15 protein-coding genes and 1 tRNA gene are annotated in these 14,855 nt (G+C 71.0%); 9 read left to right on the top strand and 7 right to left on the bottom strand.

What is annotated here, in order from left to right:
• Nucleotides 1-43 precede the first annotated feature (43 nt).
• Nucleotides 44-853, top strand: coding sequence for a maleate cis-trans isomerase family protein (locus JOF36_RS33485; RefSeq protein ID WP_210034714.1), 810 nt, complete (start codon nucleotides 44-46; stop codon nucleotides 851-853).
• Between the two features lies 1 nt (nucleotide 854).
• Nucleotides 855-2,096, top strand: coding sequence for an alpha/beta hydrolase (locus JOF36_RS33480; RefSeq protein WP_210034712.1), 1,242 nt, complete (start codon nucleotides 855-857; stop codon nucleotides 2,094-2,096).
• A 152-nt stretch (nucleotides 2,097-2,248) separates the two neighbouring features.
• On the opposite strand, the gene JOF36_RS33475 is transcribed toward JOF36_RS33480, so the two are convergent.
• Together JOF36_RS33475 and JOF36_RS33470 are read right to left on the bottom strand one after the other, a co-directional pair.
• A tRNA-Arg gene (locus JOF36_RS33475) sits at nucleotides 2,249-2,321 on the bottom strand.
• A gap of 137 nt (nucleotides 2,322-2,458) precedes the next feature.
• Nucleotides 2,459-3,001 carry a GIY-YIG nuclease family protein gene (locus tag JOF36_RS33470; RefSeq protein WP_210034709.1) on the bottom strand — a complete coding sequence of 181 codons (543 nt, stop codon included), beginning with the start codon at nucleotides 2,999-3,001 and terminating at the stop codon, nucleotides 2,459-2,461.
• Between the two features lie 193 nt (nucleotides 3,002-3,194).
• On the opposite strand from JOF36_RS33470, the gene istA reads away from it, so the two are divergent.
• From istA to JOF36_RS33440, 6 genes are all read left to right on the top strand, one after another.
• Complete coding sequence (gene istA / locus JOF36_RS33465; RefSeq protein WP_210034707.1) at nucleotides 3,195-4,766, top strand: IS21 family transposase; 1,572 nt, start codon at nucleotides 3,195-3,197, stop codon at nucleotides 4,764-4,766.
• A 56-nt stretch (nucleotides 4,767-4,822) separates the two neighbouring features.
• Nucleotides 4,823-5,602 carry an IS21-like element helper ATPase IstB gene (istB, locus tag JOF36_RS33460; protein WP_307862716.1) on the top strand — a complete coding sequence of 260 codons (780 nt, stop codon included), beginning with the start codon at nucleotides 4,823-4,825 and terminating at the stop codon, nucleotides 5,600-5,602.
• A 20-nt stretch (nucleotides 5,603-5,622) separates the two neighbouring features.
• Nucleotides 5,623-5,934, top strand: coding sequence for a transposase (locus JOF36_RS33455; RefSeq protein WP_210034704.1), 312 nt, complete (start codon nucleotides 5,623-5,625; stop codon nucleotides 5,932-5,934).
• Entirely contained in the window at nucleotides 5,931-6,827 is an 897-nt protein-coding gene (locus JOF36_RS33450) for an IS3 family transposase (RefSeq protein ID WP_210034702.1), read from the top strand. The genes JOF36_RS33455 and JOF36_RS33450 overlap by 4 nt, the downstream gene beginning before the upstream one ends.
• A 318-nt stretch (nucleotides 6,828-7,145) precedes the next feature.
• The gene (locus JOF36_RS33445; protein ID WP_210034700.1) at nucleotides 7,146-8,198 is read left to right on the top strand and encodes a helix-turn-helix domain-containing protein; all 1,053 of its coding nucleotides are present in this window, start codon (nucleotides 7,146-7,148) and stop codon (nucleotides 8,196-8,198) included.
• 49 nt (nucleotides 8,199-8,247) lie between these two features.
• On the top strand, nucleotides 8,248-9,147 hold the full coding sequence (locus JOF36_RS33440; protein ID WP_210034698.1) for an alpha/beta hydrolase: 900 nt from the start codon (nucleotides 8,248-8,250) through the stop codon (nucleotides 9,145-9,147).
• 46 nt (nucleotides 9,148-9,193) lie between these two features.
• Here JOF36_RS33440 and JOF36_RS33435 read toward each other — a convergent pair whose 3' ends face one another.
• The 4 genes from JOF36_RS33435 to JOF36_RS33420 all read right to left on the bottom strand — a co-directional run bounded on the left by JOF36_RS33435 (nucleotide 9,194) and on the right by JOF36_RS33420 (nucleotide 13,005).
• Complete coding sequence (locus JOF36_RS33435; RefSeq protein ID WP_210034696.1) at nucleotides 9,194-9,421, bottom strand: nuclear transport factor 2 family protein; 228 nt, start codon at nucleotides 9,419-9,421, stop codon at nucleotides 9,194-9,196.
• An 87-nt stretch (nucleotides 9,422-9,508) separates the two neighbouring features.
• Nucleotides 9,509-9,739 (bottom strand): acyl carrier protein, encoded by a 231-nt coding sequence (locus JOF36_RS33430; RefSeq protein WP_210034694.1) that lies wholly within the window; start codon nucleotides 9,737-9,739, stop codon nucleotides 9,509-9,511.
• A 96-nt stretch (nucleotides 9,740-9,835) separates the two neighbouring features.
• Nucleotides 9,836-10,597, bottom strand: a complete 762-nt coding sequence (locus JOF36_RS33425) for a GAF and ANTAR domain-containing protein (protein WP_210034693.1) — start codon at nucleotides 10,595-10,597, stop codon at nucleotides 9,836-9,838.
• Between the two features lie 422 nt (nucleotides 10,598-11,019).
• Nucleotides 11,020-13,005 (bottom strand): AfsR/SARP family transcriptional regulator, encoded by a 1,986-nt coding sequence (locus tag JOF36_RS33420; protein ID WP_210034692.1) that lies wholly within the window; start codon nucleotides 13,003-13,005, stop codon nucleotides 11,020-11,022.
• Between the two features lie 107 nt (nucleotides 13,006-13,112).
• On the opposite strand from JOF36_RS33420, the gene JOF36_RS33415 reads away from it, so the two are divergent.
• Nucleotides 13,113-14,009 carry an alpha/beta fold hydrolase gene (locus tag JOF36_RS33415; RefSeq protein WP_210034691.1) on the top strand — a complete coding sequence of 299 codons (897 nt, stop codon included), beginning with the start codon at nucleotides 13,113-13,115 and terminating at the stop codon, nucleotides 14,007-14,009.
• A 7-nt stretch (nucleotides 14,010-14,016) separates the two neighbouring features.
• Here JOF36_RS33415 and ppk2 read toward each other — a convergent pair whose 3' ends face one another.
• Nucleotides 14,017-14,820, bottom strand: a complete 804-nt coding sequence (ppk2, locus tag JOF36_RS33410) for a polyphosphate kinase 2 (protein WP_210034690.1) — start codon at nucleotides 14,818-14,820, stop codon at nucleotides 14,017-14,019.
• Nucleotides 14,821-14,855 lie beyond the last annotated feature (35 nt).

Raw genomic sequence — 14,855 nt, 5'->3', positions numbered from 1 at the left:
CGGCGCGACCGTTCACCGGTCGCGCGACGAACCAGGACGGACGATGAGCGACCCGATTACCAGAACAGCGAGCCCTGCTGGATCCGGACGAACCCACCGCCGCATCGGGCTGGTGGTCCCCAGCTCGAACGTGACCGTCGAGACGGAGATGCCGGCGCTGCTGCAGCGCCACCGCGACGCGACGTTCTCCTTCCACTCCACCCGGATGCGCATGCACACCGTCTCGCCGGAGGAGCTCCGGGCCATGAACGCCCAGCGAGGGCGCTGCGTCGACGAGATTGGCGACGCCGGGGTCGACACGATCCTCTACGCCTGCCTGGTCGCCCTCATGGCCCAGGGCCACACCGACGGCGTCGGCGAGCACGAGCGCACGGAGGAGGTTCTCACCGACCGGCTGACCGAGCGCGGCCTCGCCCCTGCGGTCACATCCAGCGCCGGTGCCCTCGTGCACGCGCTCCGGGCGACCGGCACGCGACGCGTCGCGCTGGTCATGCCCTATCTGCGCCCCGTCGCCGAGCTCGTCGTCGCCTACGTCGAGGCAGAGGGCTTCACCGTCACGGACTGGCGGGCACTCGAGGTCGCCGACAACGCCGAGGTCGGCTGTATCCCAAGTGACCGGGTCCTCGACGCAGCACGCTCGCTCGACCTGTCCGGCGCCGACGCGCTCATCCTGTCGGCCTGCGTGCAGATGCCCTCGTTGCCGCTGGTGCAGGCCGCCGAGGACGAGCTCGGGCTCCCCGTCCTGACCGCCGCCACCGCGGGCGCGTTCACCCTGCTCGACCGGCTCGGGCTGCCCGTCGACCTCCCCGGAGCCGGGCGGCTGCTCACCCGCGACGCGAAGGTTGGTGTCTGAGATGGCGAAGAACCCCGGACTCAACGTCGACTGGTACCCCGCCAGCCTGCCCACCGGCACCGGCGTCCACCTGCAGACCAGCGTCACCGTGGACGGCAACGCCGCCAAGGGCACCCTCTTCACCCCTCCCGGTCGCGAACCCCGCGACACCACGGTCGTCGTGTTGATGCACCCGCGTGTCGACTTCTCCCGCCACTACCTCGTTCCCGCCCTCGTCGAGGCCGGGCACGCCGTCTACGCCCAGCAGGCCCGAGACGCCGGCAACGACCTGCGCCTGATCCACGAACAGGCCCTGCTCGATCTCGGTGCAGGACTGGAGTGGCTGCACACCGTCGGATTCCGCCGCGCGGTCGGTCTGGGCAACTCCGGCGGTGGAGGGCTGCTCACCTACTACGTCCAGCAGTCCCACCGAGCCGCCGCTGACCGGATCACGCGGACCCCGGCCGGTCGACTCAGCTCACTCGACAAGGCCACCCTCCCGACGCTCGACGCACTGGCATATCTTGCCCCGCACCCCGGGCAGGGCACCCTACTCAGCCACTGCATCGACCCGTCGGTGACCGACGAGGACGACCCGTTCTCCGTCGACCCCGGCCTCGACCCCTTCGCCGAGCACAACGGCCACCGGCCGGTACCGGAGAGCTCCGCTTACCCGGCCGAGTTCGTCGAGCGCTACCGCGCCGCGCAGCTCGCCCGAATCGCCCGCATCGACGAACGTGCCCGCTCCCACGTCTCCGAGGCTCGCGATGCCCGCCGGAAGGTCAAGGACGGCAACGCCACCGCCGCAGACCGCCACCGCGCCGGCACCGCACGCCTGATGACGACCTGGCGCACCGACGCTGATCTGCGTGCCATGGATCTCAGCCTCGACAAGTCCGACCGTGACTACGGATCCGTCTACGGCCACGACCCTGAAATCACCAACTACGGCATCGTCGGCTTCGGGCGCCTCACCACCCCGGACGCATGGCTGTCGACCTGGTCGGCGATCACTTCGAACGCCACGATCGCCAAAACCGGGCCCGACATGACCCTGCCGACCCTGCTCATCACCTACACCGCCGACAACTGCGTGTTCCCCAGCGACTTCGACAGCATCGCTGATGCGATCGCCAGCAGCGACAAGCAGATCCACGCGATCCCGGCCGACCACTACGGCAACCCTGTTGGTACGGGGAGGCAACGGCGAGGCTATGCAGCCGACCTCATCGCACACTGGATCAGGACGAGTGGACAGTTGTGATGTCTTCCTTGCAGTCCGAGAGGGATTTTTGATCCTCGGTCACCAGTCGTCGGTTCGAGCGAGTCAGACACTCGCTCGCAGCCGGGTATAGCCGGACACCGCAAGGTCAGCCTCTCACCAGGCTTCACCTGGTGAGAGGCTGTTTTCGTGGGTGCCCCCGGCAGGATTCGAACCTGCGGCACCCGCTTTAGGAGAGCGGTGCTCTATCCCCTGAGCTACGAGGGCCTGGATGGAGCGTACCTGGAACTCCTCGGCTCCCGTTCGTCGCCGTCCTGTACCCCGGCACCATCTGCACCACCTTCACGTCCGTGCGAAATGCTGTCGCGGGCGACGCCGCGGTGTGTCGCAACTCGTGCAGAATCTCAGGGCCGAGGTCCGGCGCTGTCGTAGTAGTGGCGTCGGGCGGCTTTGACGACCTGGAGAGTGGTGCCCGAGGCGTGGTCGGCGTTGAGGGGCGGGTGCAGGGCCCGGATGATGTCGCCCTCCACATCACGCGGTGTCGGGTACGTGCACCAGGAGACGCGGAGGTTGGTGCCCATCCAGCCGGTGAGCCGAACTTCGTCGTCGTCGATCAGGACCACGCGATCGGTCCAGCGGGTCCGGTAGCTCTGCTCGTCGAGCAGGAGGCCGGCGAGGGTGCGCCGGAGCGTGGAACTGCCGCTTCGTCCGAGGTGGTTCGAGACGAGCCGGGAGCGGAGCTTCGTCGCGATGCCGACGTAGAGCAGTCGAAGATCCGGCACGGCGGGGTGGGCAGGGCCGACGAGCTCGGGGAGGACAGCTGGTGGCGCCCACCAGGCGTAGAGACCCGGAGCCGACGGTGCCTGCGTCCGGATCTCCTCGGTACAGGCGGGGCTGGTCAGCAGCTCGTCGACGACGGTGTCGATGGGCGCGGGATCGGACGCCATCTCGGTAGTCTGCCCGGCGCCGAGGACCAGGGCAGCGTTCGTCAACCCTTCGTCAGGGCTGTCGCTTGCCACGATCATGGGACCACTGAGGTGTAGTTCTGCCATGAGGATGGGACCACCTGTTTGCCAGTGATGGGACCACCCTCGGCGTGGCTCCCCGCCGGTAGGTCGTGCGGCCGTTGTGGTCGACCGCATGAGCTACCGGGAGGTGTCGGTGATCGAGGTGAAGGAGATCCTGCGGCTGTGGCTGGATGGCCGGTCGCTGCGCGAGGTGACAACGCTGGCCGGGGTGGACCGTAAGACGGTCCGCCGCTACGTCGAAGCCGGTAAGGCCGCCGGGCTGGACCGTGACGGCGGCGTCGACCAGCTCACGGACGAGTTGCTGGGCGCGGTGGTGGCTGCGGTGCGCCCGGCGCGACCGCGGGGCACCGGTGTGTCGTGGGAGACCATCGCCGGCGAGCGAGAACGGATCGAGGGCTGGCTGGGAGACGGCCTGACGCTGGTCAAGGTGCACGTACTGTTGGAGCGGCGCGGAGTGGCGGTGCCGTATCGGACGCTGCACCGCTTCGCCGTGGCCGAGCTCGGGTTCGGCCGACGACGAGCCACCGTGCCGGTCGCCGATGGCGACCCGGGCGTGGAGGTGCAGGTCGACTTCGGCCGACTTGGCCTGATCCCGGACCCGGTCCGTGGGAACCGGCGCGTCACCCACGGGTTGATCTTCACTGCGGTCTACTCGCGGCACCTGTTCGTGTTCGCCACCCATCGCCAAACCCAGGACGAGGTGATCGCCGGGTTCGACGCCGCCTGGGCGTTCTTCGGCGGCGTGTTCGCTGTGGTCATCCCGGACAACCTGGCGCCGGTGGTGGACCGAGCAGATGCGCTCTATCCACGGTTCAACGACGCCTTCCGCGAGTACGCCCAGCACCGCGGCTTCGCGATCGACCCGGCCCGGGTGCGGCACCCGCAGGACAAACCGCGCGTCGAACGCGCGGTGCAGTACGTGCGCGGGAACTTCTTCGCCGGTGAGAGCTTCGTCGACCTGGCCGATTGCCGGGCACGCGCGGCGCACTGGTGCACCCACGTGGCTGGGCGACGGATCCACGGCAGCACCCGGGCCCGCCCTGGTGAAGTGTTCGCTGCCGAGGAAGCCGCTCTGTTGGGCCCGGCGCCGACCTCGGCGTTCCAGGTCCCGAGTTTCACTCAGCCCAAGGTCGCCCGGGATCGCCATGTCGAGGTGGCCCGCGGGATCTATTCGGTACCCGGTGAGCTGATCGGCCGACGCATCAGCGCTCGCGCGGACGCGACCACGGTCAAGCTCTATCACCGCGGCCAGCTGATCAAGGTCCATCCCCGCCAAGCGCCCGGGCGGCGCCACACCGACCCGGCCGACCTGCCCGACGAGGTCAGCGCCTATGCGCTGCGGGATCTGGACGGGCTTGCCCGCCGCGCGGAAACCTACGGTCCGAACGTGGGCGCCTACGCCGCCGCGGTACTCGACCACCCGCTGCCCTGGACCAAGATGCGGCAGGTCTACCGGCTACTCGGGCTCGCCCGCCGCCACGGCGCGCCGGACCTGGACACGGCCTGCGCCCGGGCACTCGAGGTCGAAGTCATCAACGTCGGGCTTATCGAACGCATGCTCGCCCGCGGCGTGGGCGACACTGACTCCACCTCGCACACCGCTGCCGAAGCCGGCGCGGTGGTGCCGGCGGCGGGCCGGTTCGTCCGCGACGCCGGCGAGTTCAGCAGCCGGCGGCCCTCATGAGCAGCCGGAGCCCGAAGCCGCCCACGCCCGTTGCCAGCAGTGCGACACCACAACGGGTGGAAGTCTCGGCCGAGCTCAAGGAGCTGATGCGCCGGCTCAAGCTCGGCCGACTGCTCGACACCCTGCCCGAACGCCTCGCCCTGGCCCGCACCCAGCACCTGGCCCACCACGACTTCCTGGAGATGCTGCTCGCCGACGAGGTCAACCGCCGGGATCGCCAGGCCACCACCCTGCGCGCCCAGCGCGCCGGGCTCGACCCCACCATGGTGCTCGAGGCCTGGGACGACACCAGCTCCGCCGCCTTCGACCGCCAACTGTGGTCGGAACTGTGCTCGCTGCGCTTCCTCGCCGACGCCCACAACGCGCTGATCATGGGTCCGGTCGGAGTCGGCAAGACCTTTCTGGCCACCGCACTCGGGCATGCCGCAGTCCGCCGCCGCCACTCGGTGCACTTCGAACGGGCCGACAAGCTGTTTAAACGCCTGCGGGCGGCCCGCCTCGACGGCACCCACGACGACGAGCTGCGCAAGCTGCACCGCGTCGATCTACTCGTCCTCGACGACCTGGCCCTGCACCCGCTGGGCGCCACCGACACCAGCGACTTCTACGAACTCGTCGTCGAACGCCACCGGCAGGGCTCGACGATCACCACCTCGAACCGCGACCCCAGCGAGATGGTGACCATGATGGCCGACCCGCTGCTGGCCCAGTCCGCGATCGACCGACTCCAGTCAGCGTCCTACGAACTCGTCGTCGAAGGCGACAGCTACCGCCAACGCCAGAAACCTGAGGTTCCCCCGCTTTGCCGGAGTCTTCGAAGACTGGTTCGATCTTGAGAACCGGAAGGAAGGCACTGGTGCCGGCACCGAAGAAGTACCCTGATGAGCTGCGGGAACGCGCGGTCCGTCTCTATCGGGAGTCTGACCCGCGGCCGTCGTTCCGCAGGCTGGCTGAGCAGCTCAATGTCCACCATGAAGCCCTGCGCAACTGGGTCCGCCAAGCCGAGGCCGACGATGGCCAGCGCGCCGATCGCCCGAGCACCGACATGGTCGTCGAGAACCGCCGGCTGGCGAAGGAGAACGCCGAGCTGCGGCGGGTCAACGAGGTCCTGCGCGCGGCGAGTGCCTATTTCGCCAGCGAGATCGGCCCGACCCGGAGGTGGTCATGAGCTTCATCGACGTCCATGGCTTCCCCGCCGGTCTCGTACTACGGGTCCTCGGTGTGCCCACCTCGACCTACTACGACTGGCGCACCCGCCGCGCCAACCCATCGCGGCGCGAGCTCGACGACGCGACCCTGCTCGAGCAGATCGGGAAGATTCGCAGCGTCAACGAGTTCGCCGCCGCCTACGGCTCCCCGCGGGTCTGGCTCGAACTGCGCCGACAAGGCGTGCACGTCGGACGCAAGCGCGTCGAGCGAGTGATGCGCGAGCACGGCCTGCAGGGCGCGCACCTGCGCCGCGGCTGGCGCCACGGCTCGACCCGGCAGGACCCGTCGCATCGGCCCGCTCCGGACCTGCTCGAACGCGACTTCACCGCGTCCGCGCCGGACCGAGTGTGGGTGGCCGACCTGACCCGGATCGTCACCGGCGAGGGCGTCGTATGGCTGGCCAGCGTGCGGGACGCGTTCTCCAACCGGGTCGTCGGCTGGGCCACCGACCCCCGCGCCACTACGACGCTGGTGCTCACCGCGCTCAACCACGCCCTGCGCTCCCGCGACATCCGCACCGGACAGTTGATCTTTCACAGCGACAAGGGCGCCCAATACACCGCGCTGCGGTTCACTCAGCGCCTCGTCGACGCCGGGGCCGCCCCCTCGACCGGGTCCACAGGGGACAGCTACGACAACGCTCTCGCCGAGAACCTGTGGTCCACGATCAAGATCGAGTTGATGTACTGGCCGGGCACGACCTTCGCCACCCGCGCCGAGGCCGAGCACGCCCTGATCCGCTACCTCGACGGCTGGTACAACCCGCGCCGGATCCAGGCCGGCCTCGGAGGACTCTCACCCGACGAGTACGAGGACACCTACCATCGCGCCCAGCGCGACGATCACAGATAACCCGGACTCCGGCGAACCGGGGGAAGCTCAACCCACCCTCACCGGCCGCACCACGGCCGACAAATCAGCCGGCCAGAGTTGACCGACCAGGGCCGCCACAGCCACCCTCCATCACACGGCCCGCGACCGCCGACGTGGTCCCTACCTCATGGCAAACCGGTGGTCCCTTCTCGCTGGCACGCGACATCAGGGCGACCACCGAGCCCGATGGGTAGCGGTAGGCGTCAGCCCGGTGGCCCCTGGTCGAGGGACGTCGTCCTCCCTACTGTGGCTTGCCTGACGTGGTCGGACAGCGCTGTCGGACGAGAGGACCAGGTCGTGGCGCGAGGCGGGGAGTTCTGGCGAACGGACGACGAGCGAGACGGCGTGGCGGAGCAGTGGCAAGACATGCTCTCGAAGACTCACCTGCCCTGGTCGATCGCGATACCGCGGCAGGAGCGCAGCTCCGTGATGTTCGAGGCCGCCGTCCGGCGGTGGTGGATCGACGATCTGGCCCTGGTCGACTGTACGTGCGGCCCGTGCTCAGGGACGCGAACACGTCGGGAGCTCGCCGGGACCGATGGCGAGTTCGTGATCGTGCTGATCACCCTGGCCGGGCGGGAGACCGTCGCGCAGGGCGACGCCGAGGCCGAGCTCAGGCCTGGTGACGCCGTGGTCTGGGACAGCACCAAGTCTGCCCGGTTCGCGGTGTCGGAGCCGCTGTCCAAGCGGAGCCTGCTGATCCCCCGGGCTGCGCTCGACGAGGTCAGCGGGCGAGCGTGGGTAGCCGGCGGGGTCATGCTCGACGGGACGAAGCCGGCCACCCGCCTGCTGACGTCCTACCTCGACACCCTCAGCGTCGCCCTTCCCGATCTGGGCTCGCAGTCGGTGAGTGCGGCCCGCAACGCGACCCTGGAGCTGTTCATCGGGGCGCTGCGGTCGGGTGGCGACATGCCGACGACGAGCATGGCCCAGCCGGCCCTACGAGACGCGATGGACCGCTACATCGAGCGCCACCTGCTCGGCGCCACCGTCACCCCCGCGGCCGTCGCCAGCGCGCACGGCGTCTCGGTCCGGACCGTGAACCGGATCTTCAACGCCACCGGCCAGACCGCCGGCGAAGTGATCCGGGTCCGACGCCTGGCCCGGGCCCGCGAAGAACTGACCGAGGCCGACCTGCCCCTGTCCTCCATCGCCCACCGGTGGGGGTTCTCCGACGCCAGTCACTTCAGCCGGGCGTTCAAGGCCCACTACGGCTCATCCCCGAGCGAGTACCGACTCGTGGCACGGACCGGGAACCGCGATGGCGCGTCCGTGCAAGGGCCTGTCGCCGGAGTTCATGAAGCTCCGACCCGGAGTCGTGAGACTGGGGCCACAGCGGCCCGGAGCTGAGTCGAGACTCCCTCCGGGCCGACCGCTACGACCCGACGGAGAGTTCAGGATGGCTCGACGCGATATCGAGTTCGACGCCGAAGGCACCACGCTGCGGGGCTGGTTCTACCCGGCCGAGGGCGCGAGCAGCACCGCCCCGGTGATCGTCATGGCGCACGGTCTCTCCGCGGTCAAGGAGATGTTCCTCGACAAGTACGCCGCCGCGTTCTCCGAAGCCGGACTCAATGCCCTGGTGTTCGACAACCGCAATTTCGGAGCCAGCGACGGCGAACCCCGCCAGGAGATCGACCCCGTTGCGCAGGTCCGCGACTACCGCCACGCGATCACCTACGCGCTCACCCTTCCCGAGGTCGACCGGAACCGGGTCGGCGTGTGGGGCAGCAGCTACTCCGGTGGCCACGTGCTCACCGTCGGCGCGTTCGACAGCCGTGTGAAGGCCGTCGTGTCGCAGGTCCCGCTGGTGAACGGTTACGAGAACATCCGCTCGCTGGTCCGCTCGGACTTCATCGGCGGCTTCCGCGAGATGTTCGACGCCGACCGTGAAGCCCGCTTCCGCGGCGAGGCGCCGGGCATGGTTCCCGCCGTATCCGAGGACCCCCTCGGACCGGCCGCGATGCCGACCCCGGACTCCTACACGTGGTTCACCGAGACCCACGAGGAGCGGGCTCCGGCCTGGCGCAACGAGATCACCCTGCGTTCGGTCGAGATGTTGTCGGAGTACAGCCCGGACAGCGTCGTCGAGCGGATCAGCCCGAGGCCGCTGCTGATGCTCGTCGCCGCGAACGACGTCCTGACGCCCACCGAGCTGGCCCTGGCGGCCTATCAGAAGGCCCGCGAGCCCAAGAAGCTCGTGATGCTGCCGGGCGGACACTTCGACGCCTACGTCAAGGGCTTCGACGCCTCCATGATCCCGGCGCGGGACTGGTTCCTCGAGCACCTCAAGCCCTGAGGGCCACCCCGTTCTCATCCCGCCCGCTGATTCGGGGTAGCGGCGGCTACTTTCCGATGGCGACGCGGAAGCTGTGGGTGTCGGCCAGCTGCTGGTAGCGCGACACCAGGCCGTCGGTGACCGTCCAGATGTGGACGAACCTGGCGCGCACCGGGCCGTGTGCGCCCTGACCGCCGTGGCGGCCGAGCGCCAGGACGCGATTCTCGTCCAGCGACAGGATCTCGTCGGGTACGGCGGTGAAGGACTCGACATCGGAGAGGATCGGGCCGAACACGTTGCTGACGATGGCCTCGCGACCGTGGTACCGGGACCGGTCACGTCGTGCCGGCCCCGGGACCGCCGCCGTCCTGGACCGCCGGGCTCAGCCGACGCCCTCCTTGCTCTGCAGCTCGGCGAGGAACTTGTGGCACTTCTCGGCGCGCTGGGAGTCCTCCTCCATCACCTTCTCGAAGAAGGAGGCGATCTCCTCGTAGCCGCCGTTGCGGGCGTCGCGCACGTACTGGCCGTAGTCGTGGCCGCCCTTGAGGGCGTGGTACTGGACCGACACCAGGTCGTAGACGACGTCGCCGAACCCGGTCTCACCGGTTGCCATCGCGATCACTCCTCACGTGGTTGCGGGCACCGGAGGCCTACCCGGCCAGAGCCGGGCCATGCACGGTTCCTGGAGGAGCTCGGACCTCCCGGCGTGTCAGGACGTCCGCGGTCCCGGAGCGCTCGTGTCGGTCCGGTGCGTGGTCAGCCACTGGGCGACGTCGGCGAGCTTGAGGTTGGTGCGTTGCGAGGACTGCACCACCATCTGGAACGCCTGGTCCGCGTCGACGTCGAAGCGCTCCATCAGGATCCCCTTGGCCTGCCCGATGGTGTCCCGGCTGCCCAGGGCCGCGGTCAGGTGGGTGGCCTGGTCGGCGCCGTAGAGCAGCAGCGCCGCCTGTACCCCGAAGAGACTGGCGAGGGCGCGGGCGGAGGTGTCGAAGGTGTGCGGGGCGTGGGAGTAGAGGTTCAGGGCGGCCCGGACACCGTTGCTGGTCGGGGAGAGCCGGGTCGACATCATCGACCGGTAGCCGTACTCGACCGCCTGCGGGGCGAACGTCGGCCAGCGGGTGGCGTCGGGTGGCTCGGCCAGGTCGGAGGCGAGCACGACCCCGTCGTCGGGCTCGCCCTCGACCTCGGCCGCACTCTCGACCGCACTGATGCAGGGCCCTTCGTGCAAGGTCGTCTGGAGCCCGTCGAGGTAGCGCACGTCGTCGGTGGAGGGGTTGCGGGAGCCGACCTCGCCGCGGCCGGTGGTCATGGTGATCCCACCGGCGTCGGCACCCGGCACGGTCTCCACGGCGGATTCCACGATCTGCTGCAGGGTCTGCTCGAGATCGGCGATGCCGCGCCGGCCCACGAGATCGTGGGCGGCCTGACGCAGCGCGGAAACCAGTGCGCTGGTCCGTTCGACGTCCATGCGGGCGTACGACCTTCCGGAAGGCGGGCGGGTACGGGGTACAGCGCGCAGGGCGCACTGACCGGATAGGGCCGAAGCAACATGACGCGTTCAGCCCTCACCCGCGGAGCCAGTGGTCGAGGACGCACATGAAGAACGGAACTAGCGGGGAAGCGCCGATGAGGAAGCGCCGTGCCCCGTGTCCGGACCGACGGCCGTGTGCTCGACCGTCGTGCCGACCGTACGCCATCAGCGCCGACCTCGGAGATTCAGCACCGGCTCCGGAGACGGGCCGGCGTCGGTCGGCCCCGGCCCCACTCGCCGGGGCCCGTATCGTCCGCCCGTAGAGCCTCTCGGGACCCGGGTGCCGATGGGTTCGAGGCCCCGGTGGTTGATCCAACAGCCGCCGGGGCCGCCTTCGTGGCGCTACGGCTCCGCAGAGATCACGCGGCCGCCGCGCGCAGGGCATCGAGGTGCTCGGCGACCGGCCCGGCGCAGAGCAGGCCGGTTCCCGCCCCGGCCAGCTCGCCCTCGGCGGGGCCCAGGGCATGTGCGGCCCGGACGACGATGTCGTGGTCTCCCACGGCCAGGCCCGCCTGCCCGGCCAGGCACCACAGCACCTCGAGCAGGTGGCCCGGCGCGGGGTCGGGCAGTGACCGGAGTGCCGCCGCGGCCCGGCTCCGTTCCCCGGCGGCGAGGAGCCGGTGCGGGGCGATCCACGGTTCGTAGGGCCCGGCGGGCTCCGGGGAGCCGGCGGATTCTCCCCGGCGTAGTCGGCGTGCGACCAGTGCCAGCGGGAGCAGGCCGTCGGCCAGGCCGGGCATCCCGGCGCCGTCGAGCAGCCCGGCCGCATCGCGGTATCCGGCCTCCGCGTGCGGGTCGTCGCGCAGGTCGGCGCGCAGCGCGCGGAACCACGCGACGAACACCTGGACCAGCGGACGTTCGTGCCGCCGGTCCAGCTCGACCAGTGCGTCCTCGTGCTGTCCGGCGCCCGCGAGGTCACCCAGCGCGCAGCGGGCCTGCAGCCGCACCAGGTGCCCGAGCACGGTCGAGTTCGTCAGCTCGTGGCGCACACCGAGGTCGAGGATCTCGGCGCCGAGCTCGTCGCGCCGGGCGGCGAGGCCTGCCCGGCCGAACCGGTGCAGGAACCGGCCGCCGAGGGCGGTGGCCAGCAGTGCCGGGTCGCCGTGTCCCCGGGCGAGCCGCTCGGCCTCGATCGCCGCCTCGCCACCGCGGGGGTCGGTGGTCCCGCGGCTCTCCCGGGCGATCGTGGTGAGCAGGCGGACGCGGGTCGGGACCGGGGCGCCGTCACCCAGCGCTCGCAGGGTGCGCTCGGCCGCGGCGACGACGGCGCGGGACGAGTCCGGACTGTCCGGCCGGGTCCAGACGCTCGGCACGTCGAACGCGGAGATGACCGCAGCGGTGAAGCGCGGGTCACCGAGCTCCTCGGCCGCCGCGATCGTCGACGCGTGCCGGACGGTCGCCTCCGCGGGCCCACCGCCGTGCACGGCGAAGCTGCCGAGCAGCGTGGTCGCCGAGGTCAGACCGGCCCGGGGGCCCATCGCGGGGCCGGTGGCCCAGGCCGCGGCGGTCTCGGTGAGGACGTCGCCCGCTCCCGTCGTGCTCCCGGCCGGCGAGCGGTCGAGGTGCGGCGCGCGGCGCAGGATGTCCGTCTCCAGCTCGGAGAGCCGTGGGCCGGGGTCGCTGCCGAGCTGGTCGACGAGCTCGCGGCGGGCCCGGCGCAGGACGGCGAGCGCGTCCCCGGCCCGCTCGCAGCGGTAGAGGGCCAGCGCGAGCAACCGCCAGCCCTCCTCCCTCCAGGGATGGTCCACGACATGGGCGTCGAGGTCCGGGACGGCATCCGCCGGGCGGCCGGCCGCGAGCCTGGCCTCGCCGAGACGTTCGACGGCGTCCAGTCGCAGCTGCCCCAATCGGGCGCGCTCGGCGCGCACCCACGACGCGTCGGGGAAGTCGGCGTACGCCGGTCCTCGCCACAGGGCCAGCGCCTCGTGCAGGGACCGCACCGCCTGCCCGGCGCCGGGTGCACCCGGCGGCTCCGCCCGGTCGAGGGCCGCGACGAACCGGTCGGCGTCGAGGAGTCCCGGCCCGGCGCGGAACGCGTAGCCGGGTCCCTCGGTGACGATCAGCCGGGCCGGGTCACCCGCCGGTCGCCCGGGCTCGAGGTCGGCGCGCAGGGCCGAGACGAAGGTGCGGACGGCGCCGGCCGGGTTGCGCGGCAACGGCAGGTCCTGCCACAGGTCGTCCACCAGCCGCGTCAGCGGGACGACGCGACCACGGGCCACGATCAGCCGGGCCAGCACGGCCTTGTGCCGCGGGCCCCGCAGATCGATCGTCGCTCCGCCGCTGTCGCGCGCGGTCACCGGCCCGAGGACGTCGATCCCGGCGACGGTCGGCGGTCGTCGGGTCATCGGTCGTCGGGTCGGTCGTCGGGTCGTCGGTCGTAGGGGAATCGGTACTGACCGGATACTGACCGGCGGTGGGGAGGCTGGCGCCGGTCCGAACGAGAGGAACAGTCATGCCCCCCGAGATCCCCGGCTTCCGCACGGAGCGCGTTCCCGCCCACGACGGGACGGTCCTGAACGTCGCCATCGCGGGCTCCGGCCCGGCGGTCGTGCTGCTGCACGGCTTCCCCCAGACCCACCTGATGTGGCGGCACGTGGCCGCCGATCTCGCCGCCGACCACCAGGTCATCTGCCCGGACCTGCGCGGCTACGGCGCCAGCGACAAGCCCGACGCCACGACCCCCGACGTGTACTCGAAGCGCACGATGGCCGCGGACGTCGTCGCCGCCGCCCGGCAGCTCGGCGCCGAGCGCTTCGCCCTGGTGGGGCACGACCGTGGTGCCCTGGTCGCGGTGCGAGCGGGGCTCGACCACCCGGAGACGGTCACTCACCTCGGGATCCTCGACGTGCTGCCGACCCTGGACATGTGGGACATCCTGCACGGCGCCGGTGCGGCGGTCGCGTTCCACCTCTACCTGATGGCGCAGCCCCCGGGCCTGCCGGAGTCGATGATCTCCCGCAGCGCCGACGAGTTCTTCGGCCACTTCCTCGACGCCTGGGGCGCCGATCCCGCGGCGATCCCGCCGCAGGTGCGCGCGGAGTACCTGCGGGCCTCCCGGGAGGCGGTGCCCTCGATCGTGGCCGACTACCGCGCGTCGGCGGGGATCGACATCGACCACGACCGGATCGACCGGGCCGCCGGGCGGCGCCTGGCCATGCCGGTGACGGTCGTCCAGCAGGACTGGGGCGCGACGCTGGGCTACGACGCCGTCGCCCTGTGGCGGGCGTGGGCCGGCGACCTCGACCACCGGACCCGCGGCTGGGGGCACTTCATGGCGGAGCAGGCGCCGGGCGAGGTCACCGCGACGATCCGGGAACTGGTGGCCCGCCGGCTCCGACAGCCGGTGTGATCGCCGGCTACTTCTTCAGCAGTGTCGCCGCGTGGTCCGGGACGTCGCGCTGGACCTCGCGCGGCGGTCGCTCGTACCCGGTCGACGGGGCGCGCCCGGGCATCGTCAGGACCCTGGGCTCCACCGGCTCCCACGGGACCGACGTCAGCAGGTGGTGGATCATGTTGATCCGAGCGTTGCGCTTCTGCTCGGCCTCGACGATCCACCACGGCGCGTGCTCGGTGTCGGTGTGCGCGAGCATGTCGTCGCGGGCCCGGGAGTAGTCGTCCCAGCGGGTCATCGACTCCAGGTCCATCGGCGAGAGCTTCCACCGCTTGAGCGGGTTGTCCAGCCGCTCGGCGAACCGCCGCGACTGCTCCTGGGCACTGACCGAGAACCAGTACTTGCGCAGGTGGATGCCGTCCTCGACGAGCATCTGCTCGAACGCCGGGGCCTGGTGGAGGAACCGCTGGTGCTCGGCCTCGGTGCAGAAACCCATGACCCGCTCGACGCCGGCGCGGTTGTACCAGGACCGGTCCAGCAGCACGATCTCGCCGGCCGCAGGCAGCTGTTCGACGTAGCGCTGGAAGTACCACTGGCCCCGTTGACGCTCGGTCGGAGCGGGCAGCGCGACGATGTGGCAGAAGCGCGGGTTGAGGTACTGGCTGACCCGCTGGATGGCGCCGCCCTTACCCGCCGCGTCCCGCCCTTCGAACACGACGACGATCCGCGCGCCGGAGGCCCGCACCCACTCCATCATCTTCACCAGCTCGCCCTGCAGGCGCAGCAGCTCGGGCTCGTAGATCTTGCGCGGCAGCTTCGCGGTCGCCATCGGACCACCTAACCAGAGCGACGTGGTGCTGCGCG

Source organism: Pseudonocardia parietis, assembly GCF_017876315.1.
Lineage (GTDB): Bacteria > Actinomycetota > Actinomycetes > Mycobacteriales > Pseudonocardiaceae > Pseudonocardia > Pseudonocardia parietis.
The sequence above is the reverse complement of the archived record's forward strand: the minus strand, read 5'-3'. Positions and strand labels throughout refer to the sequence as shown.